Raw genomic sequence first — 14,994 nt, forward strand, 5'->3', positions numbered from 1 at the left:
AGATCATAAAAGTTTATAAAATTTCCATCCATGTCTTAGCTGCAGTAGCTAAGATTAATATTCCCATAATGACTTGCAAAACCTTCGTATTAACCCTTTTCCCTGCATTAGCTCCCATAGGTGAAGCTATTAAACTAGCAACAACTATTATAAGCGACGGTAGGAATTCCACTTGTCCCGTTGAGATTTTTCCAGATACAGATCCAATCGATGAAATAAATGTAATGGCTAAGGAAGAGGCAATTGTCATTCTTGTAGGGATTTTTAATACTGTAAGCATGATAGGCACTAAGAGAAATGCGCCTCCCGCACCTACAATTCCAGCCCCAATCCCAACGATGAATGCAAATAGTGCTGCTAGCCACTTATTAAATGTCACTTGTTCTAAAGGAATATCATCAATTCCTTTTTTAGGAATAAACATCATAATTACGGCAATTAATGCTAAAATCCCATAAACGATGTTTATACCGCTTTCCGGCATATGTGTTGAGCTGAATCCTCCAATAAAACTTCCGATTAAAATACTTATTCCCATATAGGCAATGAGAGTTTTATTTAAAAAACCGCCTTTGCGGTAAGCCCAAACACCACCAATTGTCGCAAAGAAAACTTGTATTGCGGTAATTCCCGAAACTTCATGTGCTGTAAAATGACCTACTCCAAGGACAACTGGAATATATAACAACATTGGGAAGTTGATGATGGCTCCACCTATGCCTAACATCCCTGAAATAAATGAGCCTACAAATCCTATTAGGAAGATGGTAATAAAAAAGCTTATATCCATGTTGTCCTCCTTTAGAAAAGGGAACCTTAATGGGTTCTCTTTATATTTTACCCTTTTTTAATCCAAAATTTAAACACTCCGTTTTCTTCCTCACCTTTTAAAATCTCATGTCCACCTGAATTAGCCCAGGCAGTTAAATCATTTTTTGACCCTTTATCTGTTGTATGAACTTCTAATACTTGACCTGTTTCAAGCTCTCCAATTGCTTTTTTTGTTCTAACAATCGGCATAGGACAAGCTAATCCTTTTGCATCTAATAGTTTTGTTGATTCCATTCTTATTCTCCTTTGTTAAGTATTATCGAACCGCACAACGGTTTGGTCCGATCTCCATCTCACTTTGTTTTTCTAGATCAGGATTGATTTTTCCCATATTCGTTTCACGAATTTCTTGATATGCATTTGGCTGTGGCGGTAAGTTTTCTGTTACTATTTTTCTGAATTTAGTTTCATCTTCAATTTTGAGACCATGATTATTTGCAAACAATGTACCTAATTTTTCTGATACACTACCGTCATCGTTTAACTCATCAATAATCATAAAATGAGCGGGAAGCACAATTAACTCTTCTGATAATTCTTTGTAACGGCTATAAAGAGTTTCTCTTAAATCTTCTACCCAGTCTTCTGCCATACCTGCTAGGTCAGGTCTTCCAATAGAATCAATAAATAAAATATCACCTGAAAGTAGGTATTTTTTATCTATTATAAAAGAAGTAGAACCAATCGTATGACCTGGAGAATGTAATGCATGTATATTAATAGAAGTATTTCCTATTGCAACATCACTACCGTCTTCTAATGGCTGGTAATCAAATGTTACTTCTGTTGCATCCTTTGGTGGCAGCCAATAGGTTGCACCAGTTTTTTCAGCGATAATTCGCCCTCCTGAAATATGATCCGCATGAAGGTGTGTATCAAAAACATGGGTAATTTTTGCACCGATATTTGCGGCAAAATCAAGAAAGATATCAGTCATACGTGTTGCATCAATAACAGCTGCCTCACCATTGGAAACAACCATGTAGGATAAACAACCTTTGCCAATTCTGACAAACTGATAAACTTTGCCCCCATCACTTAAGTCACCAACTTTAACCAGTTCTAAATGTTCACTCCATGCTTTCATTCCACCCTGAAGGTATGAAACCGTTATTCCAGCATCAGACAGCATTTCTGCTATCATAATAGAAGAACCTTCCTTAGCACAAACAACTAATACCTCTTTATTAGTAGGAATTTTTTCGATAATTTCTTCTACACCATCAAGTAACTCAAAATATGGAATATTTAAATAGTTAAAGTTTTCTCCTTCGATTTTCCAATCTTGAAAATCACTTTCATTTCGAACATCTAGAATAAACAGCTCTTCTTTATTAAATACTTTTTTTGTTACCTCTTTTGCTGTCATTTCATTTACAGTCATTCTTAACCTTACCCCCTGTGGTATTATTTTGTTTAAAAAAATAAGAAAACCGACTATACAAAAATGCTTATTGTTAAATTCCTATTGTTTTACCCGTCCATTGACTCATACCTGGTACAACATTGATTACGTTGGTAAATCCATTTTTCGCTAATTTCTGTGCAGCAAGATCGCTACGGTTACCTGTACGACACAACACAAGTATTTCATTTTCTTTGTTTAATTCGTCCATTCGCTCCTCCAATTCACCTAAAGGGATCGATATGGCATTTGGGATATGGTTAAAGGCATATTCTGCTGCTTCTCGAACATCGAGAAGAATGATGTTTTCATTTGATTCAAGTCTTTTTTCAAGCTCTTCATTATTGATTATGTTTTGGTGTTTCATTTCTATTATTTCATCATGAAGAGATTTACGAAGATAATGTTTCAGCACTCCGCCCTCTTCAACTGTCCCTAAAAAATGATGACCAGTACTTTCAGCCCATGCTTTTATGTCTGCTTTTGACCCTTTATCTGTCGCTAGAACTTCTAATACTTGCCCTTCCTCAATATTATTCATAGCCTTCTTAGTTTTTACAATTGGCATTGGACAAGCTAAGCCTTTTGCATCTAAAATTTCGTTTGCTTTCATGTCTTTCATCATAAACCTCCTGCCATTATACCTATATGGGTATAATTTTTTGAAAAAATTATTTTACTTTACCTTCCCAAGCAAGCATTCCATCCACCATGTTGATCACTTTAAATCCATAGCTTTCAAGAAATTGTGAAGCCCGACCGCTTCTCGCCCCAGAACGGCAGACCATGATATACTCTTTTGATTTATCTAATTCATGCATGCGAAACTCAACTAATCCTAAAGGCATATTTATAGCACCTGGTATTTTTCCAGCCCTTACTTCATCCACTTCTCGAACATCGATAATATTTAATTTTTTGCCTTCATTTAATAATGCTTCAACGTCCTTTGCAGTAATTTGCCTCATTGTATATACCTCCTTAAAAGTTTAATGAAGACCTTGTGCTCATGTTGACTCAAACATTTGTCATTTGGTCCCGCCTTTTATGAAAAGGATACTTTCCCCCTATCTTCTTTAGATAAATAGATTAACATTCCCCTCTTGTGCATCTGCTAAATATGCTGCAACTCCTGCATATTCAATACGATCTAATAGTTCTTCTTGTTGCAAACCTAACAAATCCATCGTCATTGTGCATGCTACAAGTTTTACATCCTGTTCCTGAGCCATCTCGATTAATTGCGGTAAAGGAAGTGCATTATGCTTTTTCATAATATCTTTGATCATTTTAGGGCCAAATCCAGCAAAGTTCATTTTTGAAAGTCCCATTTTATCCGCGCCTCTTGGCATCATTTTTCCAAACATTTTTTCCATAAATCCTTTTTTCACCGGAATATTTTCCTCTTTACGGAGTGCATTTAATCCCCAAAAGGTGTGAAAAATAGTTACTTCATGATCATAGGCAGCAGCACCATTGGCAATGATATATGCTGCCATTGCTTTATCGTAATCTCCACTAAATAAAACAATTGTTGTCTTTTTCTTTTCTGACATGAAATTTACCTCCTGAAATGTTTATTTGAATACCATTATGGGTATTCTTCTGGATAAAAAAATAATCCTTTTATCATCCAAAATATTATTTTTCTCTTCGTATTTTAATAGTTTATGTCCACCTGATTTTGCCCAAGCAGTCAGATCGTTTTTTTGCTTAACAATTCATATAATATACCCACTAGGGTATAATGTCAATTACTTATACTTATTTATTTTTTACCATGCGATGCACTAATTTAGTATATTTATTACGTACATCCGATAGGACATAGCTCAATTCCAATCTTTCCGTCCTATGAATGGGCTTAAGAAATTCTTATTACTCACCGCTAGAATAATGTCTATAAAAAAGTATGACCTGAGAAACAAGTCATACTCTTTAATTGATTAAATTAAAAACCTTGGATTGGAGTAAATCTATATTTTCTTTTAATTTCTGACTAACTGGATTCCAAGTTCTTATTATTTCTTTTTAATCCAAAATTTAATGATCTTATCATTTTGTTCTGTTTTTAAGATTCTATGTCCAGCACTTTTTGCCCAAGCTGGAAGATCATTTAAGGAACCTTTCTCTGTCACATGAATTTCTAATACTTGACCGCTTTCCAATAATTCAATACCTTTTTTTAGTTTAACAATTGGCATTGGACAAGTTAATCCACTTACATCCACGACTGAATCGACTTTTATTTCATTTGTATTTTCTACGATCGTTTCCCCGAGGTCATTTGTCATAGTTTCAATAGCATTCTCTATATTACTTCCAAATACAGCGGAATAAGTCTTCCAACCACCATCAACATTTTTTACGTGATACCCGTTGTTTTTTAATATTCGGCTGGCTAAATATCCTCTTAATCCAACCTGACAGCTGACATAAATGGTCCGATCGTTTGGAATTTCTTCTAATTTCTTCCTTAGGTCATTTAAAGGGATATTTATTGAGCCTTCAATAAATCCAAATTCTCTTTCCATTGGTTCACGAACGTCAATTAATAGTCCACCTTCTGCAACAATCTGATCCACTTGATGCCACTGAATTTGTTCCAATTCACTTTCCATGATATTAGAAGCTACATAACCAGCCATATTTACAGGATCCTTTGCTGATGAATATGGTGGTGCGTAGGACAATTCTAAATTAGTTAAATCCTCTACGGTTAATCCACCAATAATGGCTGTTGCAATCACATCAATGCGCTTATCAACACCGTCTGCACCCACTGCCTGCGCTCCATAGATTTTTCCTGTTCGTTTATCAAAAATTAATTTTAAAGCAATCGGTGCTGCACCTGGGTAGTAACCAGCATGAGAACTTGGGTGAATGTGAACTACCTCATAGGACATGCCTAAACGCTTTAATGTTTTTTCATTGTTTCCTGTAGCAGCAACAGTTAAGTCGAATACTTTTGCAATTGAAGTACCCAAAGTCCCTTGATACTTTTCATTTTTACCCATCATATTATTTGCAGCAATACGCCCTTGACGATTAGCCGGTCCAGCGAGGGGAATCATTGCCTTAGTTCCGTTAATAAAATCAAAAACCTCTACGGCATCGCCGATTGCAAATATATCCTTGTTTGAGGTTTGAAGAAATTCATTAACAATAATTCCTCCGCGCTCTCCTAATTCCAATCCTATAGACTTGGCTAATTCATTTTCCGGTCTGACACCGATTGAGAGAATCGTCATATCTGTATCGATTACAGTCCCATCAGAAAGTTTAACCTTCCTTCCCTGGTCACCAAATGATTGGACACCATTTTCTAATATTAACTTTACACCTTTTTCTTTTAAATGAGTGTGTAAAATACTGGCCATTTCAAAATCGATTGGAGCCATAATTTGATTTGCCATTTCAATAATGGTAACTTCTATTCCTCTATCCACTAAGTTTTCAGCCATTTCAATACCAATAAATCCTCCACCAATAACTACAGCATTTTTAGGGTTTTTGGTATCAATATAGTTTTTGATTAAATCCGTATCTGGAATATTTCTTAAGGTAAATAATGTTTGGTTTTCTTTTAATCCCGGGATTGGCGGTACAATTGGTCTTGCCCCAGGTGATAATAATAACTTGTCATACGATTCTTCGTACAATTCCCCAGTTTGTAAATTCTTGATGGTTACTTTTTGGTTTTTAGCATCGATGCTCAATGCTTCACTTAAATTACGAATATCAAGATTGAAACGTTCTGACATTCCTTTTACCGTCTGCACTAATAATTTGCTTCTATCTTTGATGGTTTCACCTATATAGTATGGTAGTCCGCAATTTGCAAATGAAATATATTCACCACGTTCTATGAGAATGATTTCCACATCTTCACTAATTCTTCTTAATCTAGCTGCAGCTGTTGCTCCACCTGCAACTCCACCTATGATAATTATTTTCTTTGTCATATTTATTCCCTCCTAAATTTTTAATCGAAATTACCATCCTAAAATTATTGTATTATTTCAATATACCCTTCGGGGTTTAATACCCATATAGGTATTATAAACCGCAAGAAAAAATTGTGAAAGTCTCTTAATGTGACTTTCACAATTTCCTCACAATTTATAAATAAGGTCTTCTTCATCAAACACGCCTTCAGCTAATCTTCGAAAGAACCTATGCATTCAATTTTCTAATACTTATAACCCGTTGTATTTATAACATAAACCTAAATTCAAATCTATTTCATATTTTTTAAAATGTTAACGTTCCCATTTTTATGACCAATAACAACTGTGTCGGCCATTTTAATAAAAAGACCATTTTCCACTACACCGGGTATCAGATTCAGTTTTCGATTTAATTCATGTGGTTCGTGAATTGTTGAAAAGTGGCAGTCCAGAATATAGTTCCCATTGTCCGTTATAAAAGGAATGTTGCCTTCAGTTCTTAATATAGGAATACAATCTAATCCACTTAATTGTTTGCTTGTTATCTCAAACCCAAATGGTACCACTTCAACAGGCAGAGGAAACCCACCTAAATTATATACACTTTTTGACTCATCTATAACGATAATTAAACGGCGAGAAATTGATGCTATCATTTTTTCTCGTAATAACGCACCTCCACCACCTTTAATTAGGTCGAAATTACGATTAACTTCATCCGCTCCATCTATGGTTAAATCTAATTCGTTCACATCTGGTATAGGAATTAATGGGATTTCAAGTTTTTTTGCAAGTATTTCAGTATTTTTAGAAGTGGGTACACAGCGTATATCTAATCCATTTTTGACTAGTTCTCCAAGCTTTTTAATCGTCCAAAAGACTGTCGAACCTGTTCCAAGCCCAATAGCCATTCCATTTTCAATATACTGAACAGCTTTTTCACCCGCGAGTTTTTTTCCATCCATACATCCATTCCACCTTATATTATAAAAAAGAATATAGACTTTTTCTGTAAAGAAAAGAATCTATACCCTTTTTTAAGTTGAAGTGTGACCTCTAAGAAAAAATATTTTCCGTTATTTTGTTAAAATGATCGGTCCATTTTTAGTAATGATTAATGTATGTTCATACTGTGCAACAAAGCTTTTTTCTGTAAGAAAGGTCCATTCGTCGTTTTCCTGTTGAAATACTTCCTCTTCTAAGGTTGAAATAAATGGTTCAAACGCGATAACCATTCCTTCCTTTAACAATCCGTTGTCCGATGTTTCATTATAATTATAAATGTACTCAGGTTCTTCGTGAATCGTACGTCCAATCCCATGACCAGTTAAATTTTTAATAACTGTTAATCCATGCTGTCTTGCAATTTGGTGAACTACCTTACCCATTCCAGTGATTTTAGAGCCTGGTTTTGCTTTCTTTAGACCTGCTTCAAATGCTTCTTTAGCTACTGCACATATTTTTGTTAAAATCTCTTCTCCATTACCAACTACAATGGAAATGCCTGTATCAGCGAAATAACCGTTTTTGGAACCAGATACATCTATATTAACGAGATCTCCCTCTTGAATTACCCGATCACCAGGAATACCATGGGCTACTTCTTCATTTACACTAATGCATGAATAGCCTGGAAAATTGTATTCCCCTTTTGGTGCCGAAACAGCCCCTGCCTTCTCAAAAAGTTCTCCAGCGATATTGTCAAGTTCTTTAGTTGTGATACCAGGTTTAGTTCTTTGTACCAATTCATCTCGAATCGATGCAACGATGCTGCCAATTTCCTTTAATCCGTTAAAATCCTCTTCTGTCTTCGCAATCATTGTTCATTCCCCAATCTAAATAATTTCATAGTTAAAACATCCATGTATTAGATTGTACATATACTTACCCAAAAATCCAAGTGTGTGGATATATATATTGTTCTTAATAGGTGGCTAAACCTTATTTGAAGCTAAAAATACGATATTATGCAGAAAGGTTTCCATAAAATGATACTTATCTGGGAGGATTCATTGCTTTCGTTCTTAGTATTTTTTAGCATGATTAAGGTTTCAATAATGTAAATTACTTTATTTAACATGCGTAAAATATTAAAACCGATACTGTTTAAGTATCGGCATACATATTGTTTATATAATTATTTTAATTCGATTTTCGAAACCCATGAAATCGCTTAATTCTATGTCGAATGTTAGTCTATTTGTATCCATGTGACCCATGGATCTATTTACTGCCGATTGAACCGTAATATCTTTTTGATCCATGGCTTCCTTCGCTGCCCTGGCTTCCTTCGCTTCCGTGGCTCCCTTCACTGCCCTGGCTACCTTCGCTGCCGTAACTACCTTCACTGCCCTGGCTACCTTCGCTGCCGTAACTACCTTCACTGCCCTGGCTTCCTTCGCTGCCGTAACTACCTTCACTGCCCTGGCTTCCCTCGCTGCCGTAACTACCTTCACTGCCCTGGCTTCCTTCGCTGCCGTAACTACCTTCACTGCCCTGGCTTCCTTCGCTGCCGTAACTACCTTCACTGCCCTGGCTTCCTTCGCTGCCGTAACTACCTTCACTGCCCTGGCTTCCTTCGCTGCCATAACTACCTTCACTGCCCTGGCTTCCCTCGCTGCCATAACTACCTTCACTACCTTCACTGCCCTGGCTTCCCTCGCTGCCATAACTACCTTCACTGCCCTGGCTACCTTCGCTGCCATAACTGCCCTTTTTCCCTTTTTTGAATACAACGGGATTATTGACTAAAAATCCTTCTACCCCGTTTTCCTGTGCTTGAGATAACAATTCTTCCATGAACATACTCATATTCCTTTTCCACCACTTTCCCTAATTTTTATGCTCATTGATAATTTATGGAGAAGAAGTGGAATTGGCTATAGACAAACATATATTTTTTCATTATTAACCAAATGCCCATATACTGCACCATTACTATGTGTAGAGCATATTATTCTAAAAAATATATATTTATAGGGGTATTTACAGTGCAAAAATATGAGATTTTTATCAATCCAAAGATGTTAAACCAGCTGGACAAGGATATTTGGATGAATGAACATGTCCCTGCTGTCCTCAAAATAGGAACCAGCCAATATTCAATTGGTCTTGCCTATCGAGGAAATGTAATTAGAAAGAAGAAAAAGAAATCCTATAATATCATTTTTCAAAAACCCTATATCGTTAATGGAGCACATGAAATTCATTTAAATGCCGAATTCACTGATGTATCATTATGCAGGAATAAGCTCTCCCTGGATTTCTTTGACAGAATCGGCGTGATCTCGCCACATTCAAAACATATCCTTCTATATATAAATGGCTTTTGTAAAGGAATTTACTTAGAACTCGAATCATTCGATAAATATCTTTTACAAAAAAGAAATTTTCCGATGGGCCCAATTATCTACGCAACCAATTATCATGCTAACTTTTCCTTACTAAACCCGAAAAAAAAATTAAAGTCAAAATTGAACGAGGGATACACGATTAAATATGGTGAAAAAAAAGACCTTTCCAATTTAGAAAACTTAATTGCCATGATAAATACTTTAAGTAATGAGGAATTTGAAAAACAAATATCACAGGTACTCGATGTCAATCAGTATTTAAAGTGGCTGGCAGGTGTAGTTTGTACCCAAAATTTTGACGGTTTTATCCATAATTACGCACTTTACCAACGTTGTGATACTGGAGCTTACGAAATCACACCATGGGATTATGATGGAACTTGGGGTAGAAATCTCCATGGAAAACCTCTCCGCTATGACTATATTCCGATATCCGGCTATAATACCCTAACTGGAAGATTGCTATATTTTGCTCATTTTAAAAAGAAATATCGTGACATAATTTTGCCTATTTTAGATAAAGACTTTACTGTTGAAGCACAATTAGCGATCATTGACGAGCTTTTTCAAAGAATAAAGCCACACCTTCACCTGGATCCGTTTATTAAAGCAAATGCTGAAACACTTGATCGCGAAAAAGAAATTATGATCGATTTTATCCAGAATAGAAGAAGATATTTAAAACAACAAGTGATAAAGCTCCAGTGAAAAAAGTATATGGTTGAATATCATGTACTTTTTTGCCTCCTTTTCACCCTATCTCTGAAAAAAATGCTACTTAATAAGTACAACATTACTCCGTAATACATATAGATGCAGTATATGTTTATTTTATTTAGAGGAGGATAATTCATTTATGGATAGAGAAATGATGAGTCGACTTGTGGATAAAACAATCAGGGTTGATCGTGGAGGCCCTGAAAGCAGAATCGGAAAATTACTTGCTGTATTTGAAGATTATTTTGTTTTATTAACAGAAAGTGACGGAGTGGTTTACTATACGACAAACCATATCAAAAGTATTACAGAAAGTTCTAAAGATATAATGAAATTTGGAATAAAAGTTCCGAAAAAATTAGATTACAAGACGGCTGATAACTTTCATAAGCTCCTAGAGAGCATCAGGTTCCAATGGATAAAAATAAATCGTGGTGGTTCAGAGTCGTTAGAAGGAGTACTCAGTGATGCAAATAAAAACTATGCTTCATTAATCGTAAACGAAGAAGTTGTACGTTTTTCTATGAAACACATTCGTAACATCAGCTACGGCTTAAAGGTTGAAAATACAAAAATAGATAGCTCTGAGAATTGCAATAATAACGATTAACAATCTACGTCACTTTCTCCAAACAGAGGAACGACCCATTATCACAGAAGGAGGATGAAACATGGGGTCAGATAAATTTTCAGCTGCATTGGATTTATTAAAAGGATTTAACGTAAATCTCTATGTAGATGAAGAAGTATTTAAAGGAACACTTATTGGTGTTGAAGCAGATCATGTGGTCTTAGAAACTGAAAATAAATACATTTTTTATTATAACATTGATAAAATTCAGGCGGTCACAAAAAACACCAGGCAGTTCCAACCTGAGAAAACGACATCAGAATTTCAAAAAACTCAAAGATTAACAGACCTTTTACGTTCATTCCTACATTCTTGGATAACGATCTTATGTACTAACAAACAAAGATTTAGCGGTGTTTTAAGTGAAATTGATACAGATTTCGCTACTTTAATTAATGGTGAAGATAGAATTTATATTAAATTAACATATGTATCCAATATCTTGAAAGGGTATATCAAAGAAGAGAAACGAACACAAAACGAGACAAAAGAAAAAGACCAAAACAAAAATGAGACTAAGAATAATGAAAATGAAAAAAATGATGAAGTAAATCAAACCTGCCAAACTACAGAAAACAATTCAAAGCAAACTGCCAAAGAGATAAGTACTTCTTTTGAAAAGAAAGAAAAAACTACAGCTCAAAGTGAATACTCTGAAAAGCAATCAAAGGTGGCAGCGGTAGAGAAAATTATTGAACCACTTATTACCACTGATTTGTCATATTCGAAAAATAAAGTAACACTACAGATGGATGATCATACTTTCAAAAGTAGAAACCGAGAGACCTCTGTTGATACAGAGCACAAAGGAAAAACTGATCGAAAGAAACAAAAAAATGGAAAAAATAAAAAAGAGAAAAAAAATGATAAGCCAAGTATAAGCAAACCAAAACCAATTGAACCAGCAAAGGAAATGAAACCTGTCAAGGAAACAATAATTAAAGTGGAAACGAAGCCTGCTGACAAGTTGCCATCAATAAAGATGGAAGCAAAACCTTCAAAATCTCAAGAAACAACCATACCTGTTCTATCACATACTACTGCAAATAGAAAAACTGAAGATACCAAAAGTGATAGGTTTGAAAACGACACAAAAAATGTATGGGGCCAAAAAGATGAGGAAAAAAGGACTTCCCGCTTTTCCGGTGAACCGGTTACCCCCAACAAAGAGCGTGCATTTCCTTTTGCCGGATGGCCAAATAGAAACAAAAAAAACTAAAAATTATAACCCCAGATCTCCTTATTTTCATAAAGAAAACATTTTTGTGCCTATTTATCTCAGTCTTTTGGCAGCATCCGCAAATCCTCTTACAAATATGAGCTGGGCAGGCTTTTCATTTTGAAATATTATTTGAAATTCCTTTATTTAGCCCTTCTCTTTTGTAAATGGAAACTACAAGGAAGGGTTGGATTAAATGAAAGTAAAAGAAAATATCGGCAAGTATATTAAACTTGAGATCTCTGGAAAGAAGTTCATTAGCGGATTGTTAGTGGATATTGGCACTGATACATGGGTGGTATTTAATGGGAAAGATCATCTTTACATCCCGATAGTTCACATCCAAAACTGGATACTGTTAAAACAGGATAAAATTTCAGAAATTAGTATTAATGATGAACCAACTCCGATTAATAATCATAATGAAGAAATATCGTTAAGAAAAATCCTTACCTTGTCAAAGGGTATTTTTACAGAAATCTATGTAACAAGTAAACAAGCATTGCACGGATTTATTATTAGCATAATGAATAACTACTTTGTCTTTTACTCCCCTATATACAAAACAATGTTTATCTCCCTTAACCACTTAAAGTGGTTAATCCCTTATAGGTATAATCAGCGGCCTTACGGTCTAAGCAACACAAGTCTTCCAGTAAATCAAAGTAATATTACATTTGCTCGATCATTTGAAGTACAAATTCAGAAGTTAAAGGGAGAATTGATTGTCTTTAATAACGGGGAAAATGAAAATCTAATCGGCAAAATGCAAGGATTAAAGAATAATTATGTTGAATTAATCGGAGCAAATGAAGAACCAATTTATATTAATATGCAACATATAAAAACAGTTCATATGACCTAAGTGATGGTCATTTTTTATAGCTGATTATGAAACAAGCTTAAATAATATTAAAAAGAGTGTCAGGTGATGACACTCTTTTTTGAGTAGATTAATTGGATGTCTTGAAAACTATATTACTATTTGTTTTTCACATAAACAGTTCCCGACTTTTCCCTCATACGGAATGTTAATAGTTCAAATGAGATTCCATAAAGGAACGTAACAAGGAACATGGATCCAATCATATCAAAGATTACATGCTGCTTGACAAAAAGTGTCGAGATAATAATCAAGGAACCTGAAATATGAATACATAAAGTGTTAAGTATATGTTTATTCTTGATGTGCAGAGATGCTAGCATGACGGTAAAGGTCGTAAGCACATGTATACTTGGAAAACAATTATATGGGCGATCCTTTGTATAAATCCACTGAACAAGATTGTTTAAAAAATTGTCGCTGACTATTGTTGGTCTTGGGACTGTTGTTTGGAAGAAGAAGTAAATCACAAAGCATATTAGCTCGGCAATCACAATCAGCATCAAAGTTTTAATATATACTTTTGTATCTTTAAAGCAAAAATAAATTAAATAACAGAACATATAAGCATACCAAAGGATATATGGAATAATAAAAATTGATAAAAACGGAATAGATTGATCGATAGAAGTAGAAATATCCACAGCTTTTTGTGATCGATTATTTAATAATTGATAAATCACCGCTAAAAGGGGAATTACCAACAAAAATAGTAAGTAGGGAGATTTTTTTAATATTCTGTTCATCTATAACCCCCCTTTTAAACAATAAATTTACAAAACTATGATTACTCGAAGAAGAAATTGTCGAATCTACTTAATAATACCATAATTACAATGAAAATACATAATTTGGTGTCAGGCACCACTCGTGGACAGTTCGCATTATTTGTCCACCCTGGGTGGACAATAGGGATCATTTTTTGTTTTGCTTATAGTTTTGGATGCAGCCTTTCTGTCTCGAAAATTATCTTGTTCATTAGGTCGCGAACGGTTAACTTTTTTGCTAATCTTGGGCTCTGGCCTGACCATAGTGACATATGCCCAGTTGTTCCCTTTGTTGCAGATGTCTTTCTAATTGCTTTCGTCAGTTCGTTTTGCAGTGGATAATCTGGCAGGACTTCTTCATAGTTTTTCATCTTTTCTATAAAGCTGTTATGTAAACCCCGGGCCATTTTTCCTGAAAAAGCCCTTGTTAATACAACCTGGTCCTCCGTTGCTTTCATGATCGCCTCTTTGTGGAGATTATTTGCCCCACTTTCTTCACAAAGGAGGAAGGCAGTTCCCATCTGTACTCCAATAGCCCCGAGGAATTTTGCTGCCATTATTCCCCTTCCGTCCATAATACCTCCTGCTGCAATTAGTGGAAGGCGAATCACATCAGCAACCTGGGGAATGAGTGACATCAACCCAATTAAGCTTTCACTATCCTTACCGTAAAATGTTCCTCGATGACCGCCCGCTTCTACTCCTTGGACAACAACAGCATCCATTCCAGCGTTTTCATTCAATACAGCTTCCTTTACCGTGGTAGCGGTTCCAATTAAAACGATTGATAATTCCTTTAGCTTCATTATGATTTGAGGTGAAGGAATACCAAAGGTGAAGGAGCAGATTGGAATTTTTTCTTCCATTATTATGTTTAATTGGTCCTGGAAAGTTTTTATGTCCTGTTCAAAGGTAGGATGAACTGGTTCTTCTTCAACTTGTAACTCTTCCCTAATCGGTTGTAATAAAGTATTAGCTGTTTGCAGCTTACCCTCATCGGCAGTATACCTGTTTGGGACAAATAAATTTACCCCGAATGGCTTGTCGGTTAACCTGCGTATTTCACATATTTGATTACGTAATTGGTCAGGTCTCAAATATCCTGCACCGATCATTCCAAGCCCTCCAGCATTTGAAACGGCTGCCACTAATTCTGAGGTTGTAGGCCCTCCCGCCATCGGTGCCTGGATGATTGGATAATTAATGTTTAATACCCTTGTTAAATCATTTTCCCACAT

Annotated in this window: 16 protein-coding genes; 4 read left to right on the top strand and 12 right to left on the bottom strand. The window is 35.3% G+C overall.

From position 1 onward, the window contains the following. Positions 1–13 precede the first annotated feature (13 nt). The 10 genes from QNH20_RS13325 to QNH20_RS13375 form a co-directional block, all read right to left on the bottom strand. The gene (locus QNH20_RS13325; protein ID WP_283918492.1) at positions 14–790 is read right to left on the bottom strand and encodes a sulfite exporter TauE/SafE family protein; all 777 of its coding nucleotides are present in this window, start codon (positions 788–790) and stop codon (positions 14–16) included. Positions 791–837: 47 nt separating this feature from the next. Beyond that, the gene (locus QNH20_RS13330) at positions 838–1,065 is read right to left on the bottom strand and encodes a sulfurtransferase TusA family protein (RefSeq protein ID WP_283918493.1); all 228 of its coding nucleotides are present in this window, start codon (positions 1,063–1,065) and stop codon (positions 838–840) included. A gap of 22 nt (positions 1,066–1,087) precedes the next feature. Next, the gene (locus QNH20_RS13335) at positions 1,088–2,215 is read right to left on the bottom strand and encodes an MBL fold metallo-hydrolase (RefSeq protein ID WP_283918494.1); all 1,128 of its coding nucleotides are present in this window, start codon (positions 2,213–2,215) and stop codon (positions 1,088–1,090) included. 73 nt (positions 2,216–2,288) lie between these two features. Continuing rightward, the gene (locus tag QNH20_RS13340) at positions 2,289–2,858 is read right to left on the bottom strand and encodes a sulfurtransferase TusA family protein (protein ID WP_283923410.1); all 570 of its coding nucleotides are present in this window, start codon (positions 2,856–2,858) and stop codon (positions 2,289–2,291) included. Between the two features lie 49 nt (positions 2,859–2,907). Next, positions 2,908–3,204: a rhodanese-like domain-containing protein gene (locus QNH20_RS13345; RefSeq protein ID WP_283918495.1), complete on the bottom strand. Its 297-nt coding sequence runs from the start codon at positions 3,202–3,204 to the stop codon at positions 2,908–2,910. 108 nt (positions 3,205–3,312) lie between these two features. Then, positions 3,313–3,792: a DsrE/DsrF/DrsH-like family protein gene (locus QNH20_RS13350; protein ID WP_283918496.1), complete on the bottom strand. Its 480-nt coding sequence runs from the start codon at positions 3,790–3,792 to the stop codon at positions 3,313–3,315. 465 nt (positions 3,793–4,257) lie between these two features. Beyond that, positions 4,258–6,201: a CoA-disulfide reductase gene (locus tag QNH20_RS13355; protein WP_283918497.1), complete on the bottom strand. Its 1,944-nt coding sequence runs from the start codon at positions 6,199–6,201 to the stop codon at positions 4,258–4,260. A gap of 275 nt (positions 6,202–6,476) precedes the next feature. After that, positions 6,477–7,151 carry a ribose-5-phosphate isomerase RpiA gene (rpiA, locus tag QNH20_RS13365; RefSeq protein ID WP_283918498.1) on the bottom strand — a complete coding sequence of 225 codons (675 nt, stop codon included), beginning with the start codon at positions 7,149–7,151 and terminating at the stop codon, positions 6,477–6,479. 111 nt (positions 7,152–7,262) lie between these two features. After that, positions 7,263–8,006, bottom strand: coding sequence for a type I methionyl aminopeptidase (map, locus tag QNH20_RS13370; RefSeq protein WP_283918499.1), 744 nt, complete (start codon positions 8,004–8,006; stop codon positions 7,263–7,265). A gap of 309 nt (positions 8,007–8,315) precedes the next feature. Continuing rightward, positions 8,316–8,810: a hypothetical protein gene (locus QNH20_RS13375; RefSeq protein ID WP_283918500.1), complete on the bottom strand. Its 495-nt coding sequence runs from the start codon at positions 8,808–8,810 to the stop codon at positions 8,316–8,318. A 366-nt stretch (positions 8,811–9,176) separates the two neighbouring features. Between QNH20_RS13375 and QNH20_RS13380 the strand changes: the two genes are divergently transcribed. From QNH20_RS13380 to QNH20_RS13395, 4 genes are all read left to right on the top strand, one after another. Then, on the top strand, positions 9,177–10,247 hold the full coding sequence (locus tag QNH20_RS13380) for a CotH kinase family protein (RefSeq protein ID WP_283918501.1): 1,071 nt from the start codon (positions 9,177–9,179) through the stop codon (positions 10,245–10,247). Positions 10,248–10,395: 148 nt separating this feature from the next. Then, the gene (locus QNH20_RS13385; protein ID WP_283918502.1) at positions 10,396–10,866 is read left to right on the top strand and encodes a hypothetical protein; all 471 of its coding nucleotides are present in this window, start codon (positions 10,396–10,398) and stop codon (positions 10,864–10,866) included. A 61-nt stretch (positions 10,867–10,927) separates the two neighbouring features. Next, positions 10,928–12,106: a hypothetical protein gene (locus tag QNH20_RS13390; RefSeq protein WP_283918503.1), complete on the top strand. Its 1,179-nt coding sequence runs from the start codon at positions 10,928–10,930 to the stop codon at positions 12,104–12,106. Between the two features lie 196 nt (positions 12,107–12,302). Continuing rightward, positions 12,303–12,971 (top strand): DUF2642 domain-containing protein, encoded by a 669-nt coding sequence (locus QNH20_RS13395; protein WP_283918504.1) that lies wholly within the window; start codon positions 12,303–12,305, stop codon positions 12,969–12,971. Between the two features lie 116 nt (positions 12,972–13,087). Here the strand turns inward: QNH20_RS13395 and QNH20_RS13400 are convergent, their stop codons facing one another. Next, positions 13,088–13,735, bottom strand: a complete 648-nt coding sequence (locus tag QNH20_RS13400; protein WP_283918505.1) for a phosphatase PAP2 family protein — start codon at positions 13,733–13,735, stop codon at positions 13,088–13,090. A gap of 185 nt (positions 13,736–13,920) precedes the next feature. Continuing rightward, a complete protein-coding gene (locus QNH20_RS13405; protein WP_283918506.1) occupies positions 13,921–14,994 on the bottom strand; it encodes an NAD(P)H-dependent flavin oxidoreductase in 1,074 nt (357 codons plus the stop codon).

The sequence above is a fragment of the Neobacillus sp. WH10 genome (assembly GCF_030123405.1).
Classification (GTDB): domain Bacteria; phylum Bacillota; class Bacilli; order Bacillales; family Cytobacillaceae; genus Neobacillus.